Here is a 19,657-nt window from a genome sequence, read left to right as displayed (position 1 = left end):
GCTGCTGGCTCAGTCGCCGAAGAATTCCTTGACCTTGTCCATCCACGATTTGGAGCGCGGATTGTGCTTGGCCGAGTTGTCCTTGCTGCTTTCTTCCAGTTCGCGCAGCAGTTCCTTCTGGCGATCGGTCAGGTTGACCGGTGTTTCGACCACGACATGGCACATCAGATCGCCGTGCGCATGGCTACGCACGCCCTTGATGCCCTTGCCGCGCAGGCGGAAAACACGCCCGGACTGGGTTTCCGGCGGAATCTTGATATTCGCTGCACCATCCAGGGTCGGGATTTCGATTTCACCACCCAGAGCAGCGGTGGTGAAGGAAATCGGCATTTCGCAATGCAGGTCGTTGTGGTCGCGCTGGAACACGGCGTGCTGCTTCAGGTGAATCTGCACGTAGAGGTCGCCCGGCGGACCGCCGTTCACGCCATGCTCGCCTTCGCCGGCCAGCCGGATGCGATCGCCTTCGTCCACACCGGCCGGAATCTTCACTGCCAGGGTCTTGTGCTGCTTGATACGACCGGCGCCGCCACAGGACTTGCACGGGTCGGCGATGAAGCGGCCGGTGCCGTGGCACTTGTGGCAGGTCTGCTGGATCGAGAAGAAACCTTGTTGCAGACGAACCTGACCGGAGCCGTTACAGGTCGGACAGGTCTTGGGCTGGGTCCCGGCCTTGGCGCCGGAGCCGTGACAGACCTCGCATTCCTCCATGGTCGGGATGCGGATCTTGGTCTCGGTGCCGTGAGCAGCCTGTTCCAGCGTGATTTCCAGGTTGTAGCGCAGGTCGGCGCCGCGGTAGATGTTGGAACGTCCGCCACCACCGCCGCCGCGACCGCCGAAGATTTCGTCGAAGATGCCGCCGAAGGCATCGGCAAAACCGCCGCCTGCGCCGAAGCCGCCGGCGCCCATCCCGGCCTGCGGGTCGACGCCCGCATGACCATACTGGTCGTAGGCCGCACGCTTCTGGCCGTCCGACAGGATTTCATAAGCTTCCTTGGCTTCCTTGAACTTTTCTTCAGCCGACGGATTGTCCGGATTGCGATCCGGGTGGTACTTCATGGCCAGCTTGCGGTAGGCCTTCTTGATCTCGTCGTCCGACGCGTCGCGGTTGACGCCGAGAATCTCGTAAAAATCGCGTTTAGACATGTTCAGTCCCGTCTAAGTGACAAAGGCGCCGAGCGCCGCCGGAGGTTCCGGAAGGCTCGGCGCCGGGCTATTGCGTCAGGCTTACTTCTTGTCCTTGTTCACTTCCGTGAATTCGGCATCGACGACGTCGCCTTCGACGGTCTTCTCGCCTTGCGGCTGGGCGCCGGCACCGGCCGCACCAGCAGCAGCGCCTTCGGCCTGTTGCTGGGCGTACATCTTCTCACCCAGCTTCTGGGCCGCAGCCGACAGGGCTTCGGTCTTGGCGGTGATGACATCCTTGTCGCCGTCGCGCAGGACTTCTTCAACATCCTTGATGGCGGCTTCGATGGCTTCCTTCTCGCCAGCGTCGAGCTTGTCGCCATATTCGGTCAGCGACTTCTTGACCATGTGCACCATGCCGTCGGCCTGGTTGCGGGCGTCGGCCAGTTCGTGCGCCTTCTTGTCTTCCTCGGCGTGCAGCTCGGCGTCCTTGACCATGCGTTGAATTTCTTCTTCGCTCAGGCCGGAGTTGGCCTTGATGGTGATCTTGTTTTCCTTGCCGGTGGCCTTGTCCTTGGCGGTGACGTGCATGATGCCGTTGGCGTCGATGTCGAAGATGACTTCGATCTGCGGCGTGCCGCGCGGGGCCGGCGGGATGCCTTCCAGGTTGAACTGGCCCAGGCTCTTGTTGCCGGAAGCGACTTCACGCTCGCCTTGCAGCACGTGGATGGTCACGGCGGACTGGTTATCGTCGGCGGTCGAGAACACTTGCGAAGCCTTGGTCGGGATCGTGGTGTTCTTCTGGATCAGCTTGGTCATGATGCCGCCCAGGGTTTCGATACCCAGCGACAGCGGGGTGACGTCGAGCAGCAGCACGTCCTTGACTTCGCCCTGCAGCACGCCGCCCTGGATGGCGGCGCCGACGGCGACAGCTTCATCCGGGTTCACGTCCTTGCGCGGCTCCTTGCCGAACACTTCCTTGACCTTTTCCTGCACCTTCGGCATGCGCGACTGGCCGCCGACCAGGATGACGTCGTCGATGTCGCCGATCTTGCAGCCAGCGTCCTTCAGCGCGGTCAGGCAGGGAGCGACGGTACGCTCGATCAGCTCGTCGACCAGCGACTCGAACTTGGCGCGGGTGATCTTCAGCGCCAGGTGCTTCGGGCCGGAGGCGTCGGCGGTGATGTAGGGCAGGTTGACTTCGGTCTGCTGGCTGGAGGACAGCTCGATCTTGGCCTTTTCGGCGGCTTCCTTCAGGCGTTGCAGGGCCAGCACGTCCTTCTTCAGGTCGACGCCGGATTCCTTCTTGAATTCGTCGATGATGTAGTCGATCAGACGCTGGTCGAAGTCTTCACCGCCGAGGAAGGTGTCGCCGTTGGTGGCCAGCACTTCGAACTGCTTTTCGCCATCGACATCGGCGATTTCGATGATGGAGATGTCGAAGGTGCCGCCGCCCAAGTCATAAACAGCGATCTTCTTGTCCTTGCCGGCAACCTTGTCCATGCCGAAGGCGAGGGCGGCAGCGGTCGGCTCGTTGATGATGCGCTTGACTTCCAGACCGGCGATGCGGCCGGCGTCCTTGGTGGCTTGGCGCTGGCTGTCGTTGAAGTAGGCCGGCACGGTGATGACAGCTTCGGTAACCTCCTCGCCGAGGTAGTCTTCGGCGGTCTTCTTCATCTTGCGCAGCACTTCAGCAGAAACCTGCGGCGGGGCGATTTTCTTGTCGCGCGCTTCAACCCAGGCGTCGCCGTTGTCGGCCTTGACGATCTTGAAGGGCATCAGGGCGATGTCCTTCTGCACTTCCTTCTCTTCGAAGCGGCGGCCGATCAGGCGCTTGACGGCGTACAGCGTGTTCTTCGGGTTGGTCACGGCCTGGCGCTTGGCCGGGGCGCCGCACAGAATTTCGCCGTCTTCGGTGTAGCCGATGATGGACGGGGTGGTACGTGCGCCTTCCGCGTTTTCGATAACCTTCGGCTGGCCGCCTTCCATGATGGCGACGCAGGAGTTGGTGGTGCCGAGGTCGATACCGATGATCTTGCCCATGTTTGTTTCCTTAAGATGAATGGCTGATGTTCGTGAATTGGGGATTCACCCCAACGATTTCAAGTGTTTATTTGCCCTTGGCGACCATGACCAGGGCCGGGCGCAGCACGCGGTCGGCGATCAGGTAGCCCTTCTGCAGCACGGTGACCACGGTGTTGGCTTCCTGCTCGGAATCGACCATGCCGATGGCCTGGTGCTTGTGCGGGTCGAACTTCTCGCCGGCCGGATTGACTTCGTGCAGGGCGTTTTTCTCGAAGGCGGAAACCAGTTGCTTCAGGGTCAGCTCGACGCCGGACTTGAAGCTTTCGACGGTCTGCTCCGGCACGGCCAGGGCGGCTTCCAGGCTGTCCTTGACGGCCAGCAGTTCGCCAGCGAACTTCTCGACGGCGAATTTGTGGGCCTTGGAAATGTCTTCCTGGGCGCGGCGGCGGATGTTTTCGCCTTCGGCCTTGGCACGCAGCCAGGCGTCGTAATGCTCGGCTGCCTTCAGTTCGAGGGCCTTGAACTGCTCCTCGAGGCTTGGAATGGTGTCGACGTTGTCGGTCTGTGCAGTCTCGGCAGCTGCCGGTTGCTCGGTGACAGGTTCGTTGCCCAGCATGGCTTCCTGGGTGTTTTCGGGGTTGGACATACGCGTTTCTCCAAAAAATCTTTTCGGTATTTGGGGGCGGGTTTTGTACTTTCAAGCCCCTGCCAAGTAATTTCTTTGCACAGGAAACTGCCGCGGCCTCCAAAGCGGCGTGCTACGATAAATCCCTGCATTTTTCTCAAATATCGCCAATGGAAACGATCGGCAAATACCGCGTGATTCGAGAGCTCGGCAAGGGAGCGACCGCGACGGTCTACCTTTGCGATGATCCGGATTCAGGCCGCCAAGTTGCCGTCAAGGTGATCCAGTTCGGGAAGGATGGCGGGGCGATGTCGCGCCGCATGCGCAAGCTGTTCCAGAACGAGGGGATGGTTGCCAAGCGACTGAATCACCCGAACATCGTGCAGGTCTATGAGGCGGTGGTCGAGCAGGATTTCGCCTATCTGGCGATGGAGTACGTCAAGGGTTTCTCGCTCGAGGACCATACGCGGATCGACAAGCTGCTACCGATGCACCGCGTCATCGGCATTATCTTCAAGTGCTGCATGGCGCTCGACGCAGCGTATCGGCAGGGCATCATCCATCGCGACATCAAGCCGGCCAACATCATGGTCGCCGCCAACGACGAGGCCAAGATCGCCGACTTCGGGCTGGCGCTGAACATGAACAAGGATCTCGACCGGGATTCGACCTTCATCATGGGCGTTGGCTCGCCGGCCTACATGTCACCCGAGCAGATCAAGAATTATCCGCTCAACCAGAAGACCGACCTCTACTCGCTGGGCGTCGTGCTCTTTCAGTTACTGACCGGCCGCCTGCCGTTCCGCGCCAACAACCAGGCGACGCTGATCTATCGTATCGTCAATACCGAGGCGCCTTCGGTGACCTCGTTGCGCCCCGATCTGCCGGAGGGGCTGAACGCCATCCTGAAGCGGGCGCTGGAAAAGGATCTCTACAACCGCTACCGGAATGGCGCCGAAATGGCCAAGGACCTGTCGGCCGTGCGCTACCAGTTGGTCGACGAGGACTCGACGGTCGAGGATACCAGGCACTTCGAAACCCTGCGTAAGCTGGAATTTTTCACCGAGTTCGAGAACATCGAAATCTGGGAGGTCCTGCGCGTTGCGGTCTGGCGGGAGGTCTCGCCGAATGTCGCACTGATCCGCGAGGGGGAGCGCAGCAAGTTCTTCGGCGTCATTGTTTCCGGTTCGGTCGAAGTGTCGATCGAGGGCAAGGCGCTGTGCCGGCTGGGTCCCAGCGAGCCGGTCGGCGAAGTCGCCTTCCTCCACCCCTCCAGCGATTTGCGCTGCTCGACGGCCGTAACGCTGGAGCCAACCCTTTTCCTTGAAATCAACGCAGCAGCGCTAGCCCTGTCGTCGGAAGAGTTGATGGAACGCATGCGTAACGTCCTGCTCAGCCGGATGATCAAGCGCATGCGCGAGGTCAACCGGATCGCCGCGGCACAGGGGCTGCCGGCGGTGCAGAGCCTGTCGGCATCCCAGGTCGGCGGGTCGAACAAGCCGGGTGGCGGCCTGGACCTTGAATTGGCGCCGATGTGAGGCGAGTCGTCCGATATGGGTTGCTGGCAACCCATGACGGACGACTACCCGCTGGTTAAACCTTGAAACGTCCGACCAGGCCGGCCAGGCTATCGGCCAGCCGCTTCAGGTCATGGGCGGCGCTGGCGGTCTGTTCAACCGTGCCGGAGTTCTCGCGGGCCATGCCGGCAATCGCCTCGATGCTGGATTCGACTTCACCGGAGAAGCGACGCTGCTGATCAGTGGCGGCGGCGATGGCGTCGAGCCCGTGTCCGACTTCACTGACTGAACCGTTGGTCGCCTGCAATACGCTCGAGACGGAAGCGACGGCCGTCTGGCTGGCGTCGAGGTGCTCCAGTCCGGCCTCGATGCTGCGCCGGACAGAAACGGATTGAGCGCTCAGGCTGGCGGTGATGGTGTCGATTTCGCTGGCTGAGCGGGAGGATTTTTCAGCCAGCTTGCGCACTTCGTCTGCCACAACCGCAAAACCACGCCCCTGCTCACCGGCGCGGGCGGCCTCGATGGCCGCATTGAGGGCGAGCAGGTTGGTTTGTTCGGCGATGTCCTTTACCTCGCGGGTCATCTGCGTGATGGCTTCGGTGTTGTGCACGAAGTTGTTCACCGAGTCGGCCATCTCGCGGACGGCACGCTCGACGACATTCATCTCGCCGAGCAGGGTTTCCAGGTTGCGGCTGCCTTCGTTCGCGCGGGCCAGGCTTTCCTGCGACTGGTGCTGGACATGCTCGGCGCTCTGCGCGATGGACGAAATGCTCGATACCAGTTGCTCGACGGCAGCCGCAGCATGGCTGGATTTTTCGTTCTGCTGGTGCGAACTCTGCGTCACCCGGTCGGCGCTGTCGGAAAGCGCACCGACCCGCGTCGACACCTGGCTGGCGGCATCGCGCACCTGGCGGACGAGCTGGTTGAAGTTGTCCATCATCTCGTTGAAGACCTGGGCCGACTGGCCAACTTCATCCTTGCCCTTGATCGGCAGGCGGCGGGTCAGGTCGCCCTCGCCGCGGGCAATGTCGGAGAGACCCTTGCGCAGTTCGTCGAGCGGCCGGGTGACGAAATGGTGGGTGATCAGGTAGATGATGACGAGCAGGGCGCCGAGCGCGATCAGCGCGACGCCCGCGATTTTCAGGCGGAAGGCGGCAACCTCGGACTCGACCGAGTCGAGCGATACCTTCATGCTGACCACGCCGAGCACCGTGCCTTCCGGCACCTGGTGACAGACGATGCAGTCCTTGCCAAGGTAGTTCTTGGCGGCCTTGGTCGGGTTGATGACGTGCAGGAAGGAATTACCCTCGGCCGTTTGTACCGCCATGTACGGGGTGCCGGTCGCCATGACCTGCTTTTCGAGGGCGTCAAGCTCGCGCGCGCTCTTGGTATCCGGGCCGTAGAGCTTGGTCACCGCTTCGCCACGGGCGACGTGCAGATCCTTGATGATCGACAGCTGCTTGATCTGGTCGAGGAAAACCTCGCGCTGACCGACCGTGCCGGTGATCATCATGCCGGTCAGGCCGGCCATGGTCATTTCGTGAATGCTCTGTGAAAAGTCCTGTGCCTGGCGAATTGCCGTGTCACGATTGACTTGTGTCGTCCAGACGATGGCGCCGGCCCAGATGATGGCCAGGACGACCCAGATGGCGGCAGTGATGCGAACCCAAATCTTCAAATCGGCGATGCGTGGCATCGGAATCCCCCTGCACAATGCTGCCCCTGTGTGTCAGGCAGTCAGATCAATTTGCTGAATTGTGCCAGCCGTGCCGTTTTCCTGCAAAAATATCCCGGAATTGCGAATTTGGCCGAGTAGTTGATTGTCATTGTTCTTGATGTCGAACGGCGTTGCGATCCGGGCCAGGGCGATGGCACCCACGCTGGCATCGGCCAGCGATTGCAGGCGGTCCTTCCCTTCGCCGTCGCGTGTCCATACCTGCAACTGCTCATACGCTGCGTCGTTCTCGTCGATCCAGCCGTTCCGGTCGTCGTCCAGCGCCGCCAGTTCCTGGAAACCGTCATTGGTGCTCGGACCGAACAGTTCGCGCCCGTCGTTTACCTTGCCGTCCCGGTTGCGGTCGAAAACCAGGAAACCACTACCTGGTGCGACGAAGTTGATCTGCTCCGTCCTGCCGTCGGCATTCAGATCGAAAGCAAAGCGCTGGTCGGTCAATTGGGCTGCCGTGCCGGAGAAATTGAGGACCAGCGGGTCGGTCTTGCGGGCCGCATCGCCCAGGCGCAGGCTGATGTCGGATTCTTCATGGTAGGCGCGCGCCATGCTTAACTGGAGGTCGAAGGCGATTTCCCGGCCATCCGCCGTACGCACCTGGCCGCTGGCCGAGAAGCTGGTCTGCTCGATTTCCGTATAGGACTCGTGGCGGTCGTACGCCATACCCCAGCCGACCGGTCCGCCTTCCCCTGCTGGCTGGACGGTGGAAGTGCCCGGGGTGGGCACGTCTGCCGGGGGAGCCTGCAAATCGGTCGCATCGAAAATCTCGATCGAGCGCCCGGTCAGCATTTCGATCAGCGAGCGAATGAGGCTCAGGCGAGGATCGTTGTCGGTTGCCTCGTCGCTCGTGACGCCGCCGCTGGCCTCGGCTTCCGCCGCGGCCTTGCCGGCGTCGGACAGGCGAACCTCGTCACGCCCGGCCGGCGGCGTGGTGTTTTGCTGCCCGGGGCGTTGGCCGACCCACATCGTCAGACGCTCCCGGATTTCGTGCTGCTGCAGGCTGGCGTGCGACGAGGCCATTTGCAGGCTGGAACTGGCGATTTTCATGGTGGCCTCCGGGCAGGTTTAGCTTCTACCTGACGGTTAACGGCCCCGGGGCGGCGAAGTTAAGGGCGCCGGAGATGCGGCTCTATCCAGCGTTTCAGCGTGTTGAGGTCGAGCACCCCGCTCTGGCGGGCGATTTCACGGCCTCCCGAAAAAATGGCGAGCGTCGGAATGCTACGGATGTTGAAGCGGGCGGCGAGTTGTGGCTCGGCCTCGGTGTTGACCTTGGCGAGGCGGGCGTAGGGTTCAAGGTCAATGGCCGCCTGGTGGAAGGTCGGCGCCATCATGCGGCACGGCCCGCACCATGGCGCCCAGAAATCGACGACGACCGGCAGGTCGTTCCGTGTCAGATGGCGGTCAAAACTGGCGCTGCCCAGTTCCAGCGGTTCCCCGGTGAACAGCGGCTGCTTGCATTGGCCGCAATGCGGCGCGTCGCCCAGCTTGGTGGATGGGATGCGGTTGACTGCCGCACAATGCGGGCAGACGACGTGCAGGCTTTCAGACATGGCAGGCTCCGACAATCAGGTTTTCCTGATATAGGGGCGCCCGCCGGATATTCAAGACGGCGCGCCGAATTGGCTCGCCTGGCGGGCGCTGATCGCCAGGGCCTGCGGGTCGGCCGCCGTTCGCGTCGGCCAGCCGGCCAGGTGCTGTTCGGCCAGATCGGCCAGCGCCTCGATCCAGGCATCGTCCTCGTTCAGCGCCGGGATGTAGTGGTATTCCCGGCCACCGGCCTTGAGGAAATCGTCGCGGCCCTCCTGGGCGATTTCTTCCAGGGTTTCCAGGCAGTCGGCGACGAAGCCGGGGCAGATCACATCGACCCGCCGCACGCCCTGGGCACCCCATTCCTCCAGTGTCGGTGCGGTGTACGGCTGCAGCCATTCCGCCTTGCCAAAACGTGACTGGAAGCAGATCTGGTATTGCTCGGGGCGCAAGTTCAGGCGCTCGGCCAGCAGGCGGCCGGTCTTGTGGCATTCGCAGAAGTAAGGGTCGCCAAGGTCGAGGCTGCGCTTCGGCAGGCCATGGAAGCTGATGAGCAGGCGATCCTGCTCGCCTAGCGAGCCATTCGCCTGCCAGTGACGGCGGACCGATTTTTCCAGGGCCGAGAGATAGGCTTCCTGGTCGTGGAAGTTGCGCACGAAACGCATTTCCGGCTGGTTGCGCGTTTGCAGCAGCCAGCGCGCCGCCTCGTCCACGACGGTCGCCGTCGTGCTCGCGGCGTACTGCGGATACATCGGCACGATCAGGATACGGCGGGTGCCCTCGGCCTTCAGCCGGGTGAGCACCTCGGCCAGCGACGGCGTGCCGTAGCGCATGGCATAGAAGGCACTGAGCTGATGGCCGCGCTGGCCGAGCAGGCCCTTGAGCAGCCTGGCCTGACGCTCGGTATGGACGCGTAGCGGTGAACCGTCCTCCATCCAGACGGTGGCGTACTTGGCAGCCGATTTCTTCGGGCGGACATTGAGGATGATGCCGTTCAGGATCAGCCACCAGAGCGCCTTGGGAATCTCGACGACACGCGGATCGGAGAGGAACTGGCGCAGATAGCGTTTCAGCGCGGGAGCGGTCGGTGCCTCCGGTGTGCCGAGGTTGACGAGGACGACCGCAGTGGTCGCCGGGGTGCCGTGACGGTACGGCGGTTCCGGTAAATAGCGGGGCATCAGGAATCCGATTTGGAGGAAAGGGCGCTGGACAGCAGGCGGGCGGTGATGTCGACGATCGGGATGACGCGCTCGTAGGCCATGCGGGTCGGTCCGATGACGCCGAGCGAGCCGACGACCTGGCCATCGACGGTGTAGGGGGCCGCAATGACGCTGCATTCGTCGAGCGGGGCGATGCCCGATTCGCCACCGATGAAAATCTGAACACCCTCGGCCCGGTTCGAGACATCGAGCAGGCGCATCAGGCTGGAACGCTGTTCGAAGAGGTCGAACAACTCACGCAGGCGTTTCATGTTGGACGACAGCTCCTCGACGTCGAGCAGGTTCTTCTCGCCCGAAATAACGTAGGGTGTCGCGCTCTCCGTCATCGCGGCATCGCCGGCTTCGAGCGCAAGGCTCATCAGCGGCTTGATGTCGTCGCGTAGCTGCCGAATCTCCGCCGACAGGCGCTGGCGCATCTGCTCGAAATCGAGGCCGGCGAAATGCTGGGTCAGGTAGTTGGCCGCGGTGGTCAATTCGCTGGTCGAATACGCGCGGTCGGTCGTCACAATGCGGTTCTGCACGTCGCCATCGGCCGTGACAATGATGAGGAGTACCCTTTTTTCGGCCAGGCTGAGAAACTCGATCTGCCGGATGCGACTGCTCGGCCGGCGGGGAGCGACCACGACACCGGCGAAATGGGTCAGGCTGGAGAGCAGTTGCGAGGCGCTGGCGATGATCTGGCTCGAGGGGCGGCCTTGCAGGGCCTCCTCCAGTTGCCCGATCTGCCGGGCTTCCATTGGCTGCACGGTGAGCAGGCTGTCGACGAACAGGCGATAGCCGCGTGCCGTCGGGATCCGGCCGGCCGAGGTGTGCGGGCTGGCGACGAAGCCGGCTTCCTCGAGGTCGGCCATCACGTTGCGGATCGTGGCCGGCGACAGGTCGAGGCCGGAAAACTTCGACAAGGCGCGCGAGCCGACCGGCTGTCCGTCGGCGATGTAGTGTTCGACCAGGGTCTTCAGCAGGGTGCGGGCGCGTTCATCGAGCATGGCCCGATTGTACAAAAAAGCGCGGCGCGCGCTGCAAGCTGTTTTTATGCAAGAATTCGGCCCCATGAACCGAGGCTTCGCATCCTACCGCTCCCCACGGACCATCGCGCTGGTCGGCAAATACCATAGCCAGGAAATTGCCGAATCCCTGCGCCGTTTGGCTGAATATCTCTACGAGCGCGGCGTCTCGGTCTTCATCGAACGCGAGACGGCCGAGAACATCGGCAAGAAGGTCGACCTGTCGCGCTGGGTGACGTGCGGGTTCAACGATATCGGTGCCCATGCCGATCTCGCCATCGTACTCGGCGGTGACGGCACCATGCTCAACGCGGCCCGCCGCCTGGCCCGTTACTGCGTGCCGCTGGTCGGTGTGAACCAGGGGCGGCTCGGTTTCATGACCGATATCGCCCGCGACGATATGCTGACCTGCATGGATGACCTACTCGACGGCCGCTTCGACCCCGAGAACCGCATGCTGCTCGCTGCCGAAGTGACGCGCGACGGCAAAGAGATCGCCTCCAACATGGCGCTCAACGACGTGGTGGTCGACAAGGGCGCCATTGGCCGGATGATCGAGTTCGAACTGTTCATCGACGGTGAGTTCATCTACAACCTGCGCTCGGATGGTCTGATCGTCTCGACGCCGACCGGCTCGACGGCCTATTCGATGTCGGCTGGTGGCCCCATCCTGAATCCGACGCTGACCGGCATCGCGCTCGTGCCGCTGTGCCCGCATGCCCTGACCAACCGGCCGATCATCGTCAACGACAACACCGACATCGAGTTGCGCATCGTCTCCGCAGACGATCCGCGCGTGCACTTCGACGGCCAGGTGACGCTCGACCTGCTGCCGGGCGATTCGGTTCGCCTGCGCCGTTCCGAACACAAGATCTGCTTCCTGCACCCGCCGGGCTACAGCTATTTCGCCATGCTGCGCCAGAAACTGCAGTGGAGCGAACGGCCGAAGGGGCCCTGATGCTGCGCCAACTGACCATCAAAGATTTCGTCATCGTCGACCGGCTGGAGCTCGAATTCGCCGGCGGTTTTGGTGCCCTGACCGGCGAGACCGGTGCCGGCAAATCCATTCTGATCGACGCCCTGGCCCTGGCCCTGGGGGAACGGGCCGATGCCGGCGTCGTGCGATCGGGTTGCGACAAGGCCGACGTGGCGGCCAGTTTCGATATCGGCGGACTGCCCGAGGTTACCGCGTGGCTGACTGCCAACGATTTCGACGCTGACGGCGAATTGATCCTCCGCCGCGTGGTCGATGCCGGCGGCCGGTCGCGGGCCTACATCAACGGCTCGTCGGCGACCGTGCAGCAGTTGCGTGAAGTGGGTGAATGGCTAGTCGACATCCACGGCCAGCACGCCCATCAGTCCCTGTTGCGCGGCGATGCCCAGCGGACCTTGCTCGACACTCATGCCGGCCTCATTACCCAGGCCAAGGCGGTGGCCGGGGCCTGGAAGACCTGGCGCGAGGCCGAGCAGCAACTGCGCACGGCCAGCGAAGGGGTCGATGCCTTGCAGCGAGAACGCGAGCAACTGCAATGGCAGATCGGCGAACTCGATGCGCTGGCCTTCGCTGACGACGAATGGGCGACGCTCGATGTCGAACATCGCCGGCTTGGCCATGCCGCCAGCCTGATCGAAGGGGCCCAGTTCGCCCTCGGCGTACTGGCCGAGGACGACGCTGCCTGCGAGCGGCAGATCGACAGCGTGACCACCCGTCTCTCCGGGCTGGCCGAGTACGACCCGGCACTGGCCGAGGTGGCCGAACTGCTCGGTTCCGTGCAGGCAGAGTTGTCGGAGGCCGTATCGACCCTGCGTCGTTACGCCGACCGGGTCGACCTCGATCCATCCCGTCTCGCCGAGGTCGAGCGCCGGATGGATGCGGTCATGGCCCACGCCCGCAAATACCGTGTGCAGCCGGCCGAGTTGCCCGGGCTGCTAACTGCCTGGCGGCAGCGCCTGGCGGAGCTCGACGAATCGGCCGATCTGGCTGCCTTGGAAACCAAGGTTGCCACGACGCGGGCGGAATACCTGAAACTGGCCGAAAAGCTCTCTACCGGGCGCCAGAAGGCGGCCAAGGAAATGGGCCGGGCCGTCAGCGATGTCATGCGCCAGCTCGCCTTGTCGGCCGGGCGTTTCGAAGTGGCATTGCCGGCTGTCGAAGGCGGTTCGGCGCAGGGACTGGAGCTGGTCGAGTTCCGCATCGGCGGCTTGGCCGGCAACGAAGCCCGGCCGCTGGCCAAGGTTGCTTCGGGGGGGGAATTGTCGCGTATCAGCCTGGCGATCCAGGTGCTGACGTCGCGCTCGGCCAGCGTGCCGACCCTGATCTTCGATGAAGTCGACGTCGGTATCGGTGGCGGTGTTGCCGAGATTGTCGGCCGCCTGCTGCACGAACTGGGTCGCGAGCGCCAGGTGCTGTGCGTAACCCATCTTCCTCAGGTTGCCGCGCAGGCCGACTGGCAGTGGCAGGTCAGCAAGGCGACACGCGATGGCGTAACCTTGAGCGCCATCCAGCCGCTCGATCCGGCGGGTCGGGTGCAGGAAATCGCCCGCATGCTGGGTGGAGTCGAAATCACCGAGATCACCCGGCAGCACGCCAGCGAGCTGTTGCGTCGGCCGGCCTGATTCAGAAAGCGCCGACCAAACGCAGTACGGCGAGCAGGGCGAGAAGCAGGAAAAAGATGCCGCTGACGCGGTGAATCCAGTGCAGCGGCAGCTTGTTGAGCAGGCGACGCCCGGCATACACACCGAGCAGCGAGGTCGTGGCCAGCGCTAGCGTGCCGCCCACCCAGGTTGCCGCCGTATCGGCCGTGCTGCCCAGGCCGGCGACGGCGATCTGTGTCTTGTCACCGAACTCGGCCAGGAAAATCATCAGGAAGGTAGTGGCGAAAACGCCGTGCCCCTGCTTTTCCTCGATCTCCTCATCGTCATCCTCCTCGAAGCGCAGGGCTGCGATGCCGAACCAGGCAAAGAGCAGGGCAACGGCAGCGGTCACCACCCATTCCGGCAGCCAGGCGGCAACCGCCGCGCCGAACAGCACGGCGAGCAGGTTGAGCACGGCAAACGCGGCGATCGCTCCGAGCACGACCGGCAGGCCGCGATGGCGGGCGGCCAGCGTCATGCAGACGAGCTGGCTCTTGTCGCCGAACTCGGCAAGCGCGATCAGCAGATAGGTGGCGCCGGCCGAAGACAGCCAGGCCGCCGCGTCGGCGGTCAGCAAAATGGGCATTGCACGAGGAAGATCAGGCCTTTTTCTTGGTGCCGCACTCGGCGCAATTGCCGTAGATGTACAGGGCGTGGTCCTGGATGGTGAAGCCGCGCTCCTCGGCGACAGCGTTCTGGCGTTTCTCGATTTCCGGATCGAAAAATTCCTCGACCTTGCCGCATTCGACGCAGACCAGATGGTCGTGGTGCTTGCCGCGATTGACCTCGAAAACGGCCTTGCCGGATTCGAAGAAGTGGCGTTCGAGCAAGCCGGCCTGCTCGAACTGGGTGAGGACGCGATAGACGGTGGCCAGGCCGATATCCATGTTTTCGGCCAGCAACATGCGATAGACGTCCTCAGCCGTCATGTGGCGCTGGGTGCTTTTCTCGAACAGTTCGAGAATCTTCAGTCGGGGGAATGTGGCTTTCAGCCCCATATTCTTGAGGCTTTGCGGATCGCTCATTGCAGGAGTTCCGGAAGTTGTTCTGTCAGGGCGAGGTGCCGATTTCAGGTATGATATACCGCTTCAAAGCCGATTCAAAAACCGGATTTCCGAATGCGTCGTTCCCGTCTCACGCTCCTTGCCTTTTCCTGCGCGCTGCTTGCCGCCTGCTCCTGGAAACCGGGCTTCATCAACGAATACAAGATCGATATCCAGCAGGGCAATGTGCTGACCCAGGACATGGTTGCTCAGCTGAAGCCGGGGCAGACCAGGGATCAAGTGCGCTTCCTGCTTGGTACGCCGATGGTTGCCGATATCTTCCACCAGCAGCGCTGGGACTACGTTTACAGCTATCGGAACGGCCAGACCGGCCAGGTCGAATCGCGCAAGTTCGTCGTCTTTTTCGATGCCGACAACCGCCTGGAGCGGGTCGGTGGCGATGTCGACGTGGCATCGACAGAAGAACTGACGACACCGGTCAACAAGAGCCGTCTGGTTGATCTCGGCTCGCTGTCCGGCGAGGCCGCCGACAAACCCTTGCCGCCGCGCGAGGAGCCGGGCTGGTTCCGGCGTTTCATGAACATGTTTGGATTCTAGGAATGAGCGAAACACGTATTGGTATCGTGGGAGGCGGCGGCCGTATGGGCCGCATGCTCATCGAGGCTACCCTGAAGGGCGAGGGCGTCGCGCTCGGCGCCGCCTTTGATGTGCCGGGCAGCCCGGCAATCGGCAAGAACGCCGGAGAACTGGTGGGCCTGGTATCCGATGTCGTCGTCGGTGACGATGTGGCAGCCGGTTTAAAAGACATCGATGTCCTGATCGATTTCACCCGCCCGCAAGGCACGCTGGTTCATCTCGAACTCTGCCGGCAGGCCGGTGTCGGCATGGTCATTGGCACCACCGGCTTCGAGGCCGACGGCAAGGCCGCCATTGCCGAGGCGGCGAAGGATATTCCCGTCGTTTTTGCCCCGAATATGGCGGTCGGCGTCAATGTCGTCTTCAAGCTGCTCGACATGGCGGCACGCATCATGGATCAGGGCTACGACATCGAAGTGGTCGAAGCCCATCACCGCATGAAGATCGACGCCCCGTCGGGCACCGCCTTGCGTATGGGCGAGGTCGTCGCCAACGCGCTTGGTCGTGACCTGGAAGCATGTGCTGTCTATGGTCGCGAAGGCGTCACTGGCGAACGCGATCCGTCGACCATCGGCTTCGCCACGGTGCGTGGCGGCGACATCGTCGGCGACCATACCGTGATGTTCTGCGGCATTGGCGAGCGCGTCGAAATCACCCACAAGGCGAGCAGCCGCATGCCCTACGCCCTGGGCAGCCTGCGTGCTGCGCGCTTCATGGCCGGTCGTCGGAACGGTCTGTTCGACATGCAGGACGTGCTCGGCTTGCGCTGATCCTCGATGAAATCCCGGCTGCTGGCCAAACAGCTTCAGGAAATCTTTGGCGGTGAAGGCGAGCCGCAGCTCCGGCAGTTGATTGAGCAGGCGCGGGCCGCGCACCAGGGGGCTCTCGCCGATGGCCTGGAAAAGCTGCTCGGTACGGTCGATTCGGCTTATCGCGCCTATGCCGGGATGAACCTGAGCGGCTGGTACGCCAAGCTTTCCGGGGATGCGCTGACCGACTGGAACCTGGTGAGCGGCAACATCGATTCCGGTCGCCAGTGGAAGCAGATGCTTGGCTATGCCGAGGAAGATCTCGATAACTCCATCGTCCAGTGGCAACGCCTGGTGCATCCCGAGGATCTACGCGCCTTGCAGGCCCGGATCGATGCCCACCTGAAGAACCAGGAGGGCAGCTTTCAGGCGGAGTGCCGCATGAAGGCGCGCGATGGTCAATGGCGCTGGTTCCTGTTGCGCGGTGCGGTAGCGGCGCGCGACGCCGACGGGCGGCCGAGTCGGGTGCTCATGCTGCAGCGCGACATCAGCGAGGTGAAGGCAGCCGAGGCGGCGCTGATTTCGGCCAAGGAGGCCGCCGAGTCGGCCAACCGGGCGCGTGGCGCCTTCCTGGCCAACATGAGCCACGAAATTCGCACACCGATGAACGGCATCATCGGCATGACGGAATTGGCGCTCGATACCCAGCTGGATGCCGAGCAAAAGCACTACCTGAAGACGGTCAAGTCCTCGGCCGAGGCGCTACTCACCATCGTTAACGACATCCTCGATTTTTCGAAGATCGAGGCCGGCAAGGTTGAGTTCGAGTCACTGCCCTTCTCGGTCCATGATGTCGTTCTTGAGGCGGTGCGTGTCCTCGCCGTGGGGGCGCACAAGAAGGGGTTGGAATTGATCGCCGACGTGCGGCCCGACGTGCCGGCCCGCATTGTGGGAGATCCGACGCGCCTGCGGCAGGTGGTCATCAACCTGGTTGGCAACGCGATCAAGTTCACCGAAGCCGGGGAGGTGCTGGTCAAGGTCGAAGTCGACCAGCGAACGGAGCGCTCGGTCTTTCTCCGTTTCTCGATTCGCGACACCGGCATCGGTGTGCCGGCCGACAAGCAGCAAGCCATCTTCGAAGCCTTTTCTCAGGCCGACGTATCGACTACCCGGCGTTTCGGCGGCACGGGTCTCGGTCTGGCCATCTGCGCCCGTTTGGTACAGTTGATGGATGGTCGAATCTGGCTGGAAAGCCAGTCCGGCCAGGGGGCGCTCTTTTCGTTCACCGGGCGTTTTGGCGTTGAAGCCGTGGTACAAGGGGGGGCGGCGCCCGTGTGCTATGAGGGGCGGCGTGCTCTGGTCATCGATGACAACGCCAACAGCGGCCGCTATCTGGTTGAACTGCTCGAGCGTCATGGCATCCAGGCTTCGTTGTCGGCTGATGGCGCTGCAGCCGTCGCGGCAATTGAGCGCAGCCGGCTGGTCGATTTTCCGTACGACTACATCGTGGCCGATGCCAACATGGATGCGCCGGCTGGTTTCACACTGGCCGAGACCTGGGGGCGCTCCGGGCACAAGGAACGGCTGCTTGTCATGCTGACAACCGAGAACCAGCGTCATGATCTGGCCCGGTTGCGCGAGATCGGTGTCTCGGCCCATCTGGTCAAGCCGGTCGGAGCGCCTGATCTGGCCGATGCGCTGGCCCTGGCTGAAGGGCAGGGCACGGTCGGCCTCGATAGTTTCATCCTGTCCGAGGTTGATTTCGACGAGCGGCTGGTCGACGAGGCGCCGGGTGGACTGAAAATTCTTCTCGTCGAGGATAACCCGGTCAATCAGGAGCTGGCCAAGCGCCTGCTCGAGAAGGAGTCGCATCGGGTGACCATCGCCAACAACGGCGCCGAGGCGGTTGATCTGTTCGATGATGCGCATTTCGACGTGATCCTGATGGACATGCAGATGCCGGTCATGGGCGGTATCGAGGCTACCGAGGCGATCCGCTCGCGCGAGATGCGGCGGAGCTGGGTCGTCTCCCAGGAGTTCAAGCCGGTTTACATCATTGCCATGACGGCCAACGTGATGGCTTCCGATCGCGAGCGTTGCATCGAGGCCGGAATGAATGACTATGTCGCCAAGCCACTCCGCCCGGAAGAACTCCATGCCGCGCTGGTCAGGGCGCGTGGTGTTGGCGAGGGGGGGCAGGAAGTGGCCGGGGGCGATGCTGTCTTGTTCGAGACATTGACCCGCCTCGATCTCGATGCGGCCTTGCGGGATATTGGCGAACCCGAACTGCTCGCCACGATGGCCGGAATGCTGCTCTCCGAGTGGGAGGCCCACCTTGGCCGCCTGCGTGGGGCGATCGATGTGACCGATGCGCACGAAACGCGCATGCATGCCCACACGCTGAAGAGCCTGCTGGCGATGTTCCACGCCGAGCATGCCCGGCGTCGGGCGATGGATATCGAGCAGGCGACACTGGACGTCGAGCGTGTCGATTGGGCTGCTTGCCGGCGTCTCTACGGTGCCCTGGTGGACGAAATGGGCCTGATCAAACCGGCCTTCGAGCGCTACGTTGAGACGCGTGTAATCCCTTGAATTTGCCTGAAAAGCCCTTTTTCGGCTAGAATAGAAAGGTTAAAAAGCACAAGCGGGGAGGCGCAAGCCTTCCCGCTTGGCACATGAACAAGCAGAAAATAATTGGAGAGCCGACGTGTCGCTGCTGCCCTCATTCACCCCCGCCATTCTCGCCCTCGCCGACGGAACGGTTTTCAAGGGCCAATCCATCGGCGCCGATGGCGTTACCAGTGGCGAAGTGGTGTTCAACACCGCGATGTCCGGCTATCAGGAAATCCTAACCGATCCTTCCTACTGCCGTCAGATCGTCACCCTGACCTATCCGCATATCGGTAATACCGGCTGCAATGACGAGGATTTCGAATCCGCCGCCAATTTTGCTGCCGGCCTGATCATTCGCGACCTGCCGCGTCGCGCATCCAACTGGCGTAGCGAGGAAGACCTCGGCGCCTATCTGAAGAAGCACGGGATCGTCGCCATCGCCGGCATCGATACCCGCAAGCTGACCCGCATCCTGCGCGAAAAGGGTGCCCAGGCCGGCTGTATCCTGGCTGGCGAGATCGACGAAGCCAAGGCGCTGGCCATGGCCAAGGCCTTCCCGGGCCTGGCTGGCATGGACCTGGCCAAGGTCGTTTCGGCCAAGGCCGGTTACGAGTGGGCCGAAGCCGAATGGACGCTGGAAGGCTACAGGCAGCGTGCCGAAGAGCGTTTCCATGTCGTGGCCTACGATTTCGGCGTCAAGCGCAACATCCTACGCATGCTGGCCGAGCGGGGCGTGCGACTGACCGTCGTGCCGGCGCAAACGCCGGCGGCCGACGTGCTGGCCATGAAGCCGGATGGTGTTTTCCTGTCCAACGGCCCGGGGGACCCGGAACCTTGCGACTACGCCATCGCGGCCATTCGTGAATTCCTCGAGCGCGGTGTGCCGACCTTTGGTATCTGCCTGGGCCACCAGTTGCTGGCCCTGGCCTCCGGTGCCCGGACGATGAAAATGAAGTTCGGCCACCATGGCGCCAACCACCCGGTCAAGGATCTCGATTCCGGCCAGGTGTTGATCACCAGCCAGAACCACGGCTTTGCCGTCGATGGCGATTCGCTGCCGGCCAACCTGCGTGCGACTCATGTCTCGCTATTCGATAGTTCCCTGCAAGGTATCGCCCGCACCGATGTGCCGGCCTTCTCCTTCCAGGGCCATCCGGAAGCGAGCCCCGGTCCGCACGACGTGGCCTACCTGTTCGACCGCTTCCTCGACTGCATGACGCGTGGCGTCGCAGCGCTGAACCCCGCGCAATAA

The 19,657-nt window shown here is 62.9% G+C and carries 17 protein-coding genes; 7 read left to right on the top strand and 10 right to left on the bottom strand.

Annotated elements, in window-relative coordinates:
* Positions 1-9: 9 nt before the first annotated feature.
* The 3 genes from dnaJ to grpE form a co-directional block, all read right to left on the bottom strand.
* Entirely contained in the window at positions 10-1,143 is a 1,134-nt protein-coding gene (gene dnaJ, locus K420_RS0100255) for a molecular chaperone DnaJ (RefSeq protein WP_027456279.1), read from the bottom strand.
* 81 nt (positions 1,144-1,224) lie between these two features.
* Positions 1,225-3,165, bottom strand: a complete 1,941-nt coding sequence (gene dnaK / locus K420_RS0100250; RefSeq protein WP_027456278.1) for a molecular chaperone DnaK — start codon at positions 3,163-3,165, stop codon at positions 1,225-1,227.
* 67 nt (positions 3,166-3,232) lie between these two features.
* The gene (gene grpE / locus K420_RS0100245) at positions 3,233-3,793 is read right to left on the bottom strand and encodes a nucleotide exchange factor GrpE (protein WP_035854318.1); all 561 of its coding nucleotides are present in this window, start codon (positions 3,791-3,793) and stop codon (positions 3,233-3,235) included.
* Between the two features lie 149 nt (positions 3,794-3,942).
* On the opposite strand from grpE, the gene K420_RS0100240 reads away from it, so the two are divergent.
* Positions 3,943-5,310, top strand: a complete 1,368-nt coding sequence (locus tag K420_RS0100240) for a protein kinase domain-containing protein (protein WP_027456276.1) — start codon at positions 3,943-3,945, stop codon at positions 5,308-5,310.
* A 55-nt stretch (positions 5,311-5,365) separates the two neighbouring features.
* Here K420_RS0100240 and K420_RS0100235 read toward each other — a convergent pair whose 3' ends face one another.
* The 5 genes from K420_RS0100235 to hrcA are packed head-to-tail and all read right to left on the bottom strand — an operon-like array spanning position 5,366 to position 10,751.
* Entirely contained in the window at positions 5,366-6,985 is a 1,620-nt protein-coding gene (locus K420_RS0100235; protein WP_027456275.1) for a methyl-accepting chemotaxis protein, read from the bottom strand.
* A gap of 33 nt (positions 6,986-7,018) precedes the next feature.
* Entirely contained in the window at positions 7,019-8,065 is a 1,047-nt protein-coding gene (locus K420_RS0100230) for a hypothetical protein (protein WP_027456274.1), read from the bottom strand.
* Positions 8,066-8,124: 59 nt separating this feature from the next.
* The gene (trxC, locus tag K420_RS0100225; RefSeq protein WP_027456273.1) at positions 8,125-8,568 is read right to left on the bottom strand and encodes a thioredoxin TrxC; all 444 of its coding nucleotides are present in this window, start codon (positions 8,566-8,568) and stop codon (positions 8,125-8,127) included.
* Between the two features lie 51 nt (positions 8,569-8,619).
* A complete protein-coding gene (hemH, locus tag K420_RS0100220; RefSeq protein WP_027456272.1) occupies positions 8,620-9,723 on the bottom strand; it encodes a ferrochelatase in 1,104 nt (367 codons plus the stop codon).
* Entirely contained in the window at positions 9,723-10,751 is a 1,029-nt protein-coding gene (gene hrcA / locus K420_RS0100215) for a heat-inducible transcriptional repressor HrcA (protein WP_027456271.1), read from the bottom strand. Before hrcA ends, hemH begins: the two co-directional genes overlap by 1 nt.
* Before the next feature lie 46 nt (positions 10,752-10,797).
* Between hrcA and K420_RS0100210 the strand changes: the two genes are divergently transcribed.
* Both K420_RS0100210 and recN read left to right on the top strand, forming a co-directional pair.
* A complete protein-coding gene (locus tag K420_RS0100210) occupies positions 10,798-11,727 on the top strand; it encodes an NAD kinase (RefSeq protein WP_084019504.1) in 930 nt (309 codons plus the stop codon).
* On the top strand, positions 11,727-13,385 hold the full coding sequence (gene recN / locus K420_RS0100205; protein ID WP_027456269.1) for a DNA repair protein RecN: 1,659 nt from the start codon (positions 11,727-11,729) through the stop codon (positions 13,383-13,385). Before K420_RS0100210 ends, recN begins: the two co-directional genes overlap by 1 nt.
* A gap of 1 nt (position 13,386) precedes the next feature.
* On the opposite strand, the gene K420_RS0100200 is transcribed toward recN, so the two are convergent.
* Both K420_RS0100200 and fur read right to left on the bottom strand, forming a co-directional pair.
* On the bottom strand, positions 13,387-13,989 hold the full coding sequence (locus K420_RS0100200) for a TMEM165/GDT1 family protein (protein WP_027456268.1): 603 nt from the start codon (positions 13,987-13,989) through the stop codon (positions 13,387-13,389).
* Positions 13,990-14,002: 13 nt separating this feature from the next.
* A complete protein-coding gene (gene fur / locus K420_RS0100195; RefSeq protein WP_027456267.1) occupies positions 14,003-14,428 on the bottom strand; it encodes a ferric iron uptake transcriptional regulator in 426 nt (141 codons plus the stop codon).
* Between the two features lie 93 nt (positions 14,429-14,521).
* Between fur and K420_RS0100190 the strand changes: the two genes are divergently transcribed.
* The 4 genes from K420_RS0100190 (at position 14,522) to carA (ending at position 19,657) form a co-directional block, all read left to right on the top strand.
* Positions 14,522-15,004: an outer membrane protein assembly factor BamE gene (locus tag K420_RS0100190; RefSeq protein ID WP_027456266.1), complete on the top strand. Its 483-nt coding sequence runs from the start codon at positions 14,522-14,524 to the stop codon at positions 15,002-15,004.
* A 2-nt stretch (positions 15,005-15,006) separates the two neighbouring features.
* A complete protein-coding gene (gene dapB / locus K420_RS0100185) occupies positions 15,007-15,813 on the top strand; it encodes a 4-hydroxy-tetrahydrodipicolinate reductase (protein ID WP_027456265.1) in 807 nt (268 codons plus the stop codon).
* Between the two features lie 6 nt (positions 15,814-15,819).
* Complete coding sequence (locus K420_RS17705; RefSeq protein WP_051452886.1) at positions 15,820-18,384, top strand: PAS domain-containing hybrid sensor histidine kinase/response regulator; 2,565 nt, start codon at positions 15,820-15,822, stop codon at positions 18,382-18,384.
* A 124-nt stretch (positions 18,385-18,508) separates the two neighbouring features.
* Entirely contained in the window at positions 18,509-19,657 is a 1,149-nt protein-coding gene (gene carA, locus K420_RS0100175) for a glutamine-hydrolyzing carbamoyl-phosphate synthase small subunit (protein WP_035855087.1), read from the top strand.

It is taken from the genome of Dechloromonas agitata is5 (assembly GCF_000519045.1).
In the GTDB taxonomy this organism is placed as follows: domain Bacteria; phylum Pseudomonadota; class Gammaproteobacteria; order Burkholderiales; family Rhodocyclaceae; genus Azonexus; species Azonexus agitatus.
This window is presented reverse-complemented; position numbering and strand designations above follow the sequence as displayed.

Coding starts and splice junctions, on each gene's coding strand:
- dnaJ (WP_027456279.1), bottom strand. CDS start 1,143: ATGTCTAAACGCGATTTTTACGAGATTCTCGGCGTCAACCGCGACGCG.
- dnaK (WP_027456278.1), bottom strand. CDS start 3,165: ATGGGCAAGATCATCGGTATCGACCTCGGCACCACCAACTCCTGCGTC.
- grpE (WP_035854318.1), bottom strand. CDS start 3,793: ATGTCCAACCCCGAAAACACCCAGGAAGCCATGCTGGGCAACGAACCT.
- K420_RS0100240 (WP_027456276.1), top strand. CDS start 3,943: ATGGAAACGATCGGCAAATACCGCGTGATTCGAGAGCTCGGCAAGGGA.
- K420_RS0100235 (WP_027456275.1), bottom strand. CDS start 6,985: ATGCCACGCATCGCCGATTTGAAGATTTGGGTTCGCATCACTGCCGCC.
- K420_RS0100230 (WP_027456274.1), bottom strand. CDS start 8,065: ATGAAAATCGCCAGTTCCAGCCTGCAAATGGCCTCGTCGCACGCCAGC.
- trxC (WP_027456273.1), bottom strand. CDS start 8,568: ATGTCTGAAAGCCTGCACGTCGTCTGCCCGCATTGTGCGGCAGTCAAC.
- hemH (WP_027456272.1), bottom strand. CDS start 9,723: ATGCCCCGCTATTTACCGGAACCGCCGTACCGTCACGGCACCCCGGCG.
- hrcA (WP_027456271.1), bottom strand. CDS start 10,751: ATGCTCGATGAACGCGCCCGCACCCTGCTGAAGACCCTGGTCGAACAC.
- K420_RS0100210 (WP_084019504.1), top strand. CDS start 10,798: ATGCAAGAATTCGGCCCCATGAACCGAGGCTTCGCATCCTACCGCTCC.
- recN (WP_027456269.1), top strand. CDS start 11,727: ATGCTGCGCCAACTGACCATCAAAGATTTCGTCATCGTCGACCGGCTG.
- K420_RS0100200 (WP_027456268.1), bottom strand. CDS start 13,989: ATGCCCATTTTGCTGACCGCCGACGCGGCGGCCTGGCTGTCTTCGGCC.
- fur (WP_027456267.1), bottom strand. CDS start 14,428: ATGAGCGATCCGCAAAGCCTCAAGAATATGGGGCTGAAAGCCACATTC.
- K420_RS0100190 (WP_027456266.1), top strand. CDS start 14,522: ATGCGTCGTTCCCGTCTCACGCTCCTTGCCTTTTCCTGCGCGCTGCTT.
- dapB (WP_027456265.1), top strand. CDS start 15,007: ATGAGCGAAACACGTATTGGTATCGTGGGAGGCGGCGGCCGTATGGGC.
- K420_RS17705 (WP_051452886.1), top strand. CDS start 15,820: ATGAAATCCCGGCTGCTGGCCAAACAGCTTCAGGAAATCTTTGGCGGT.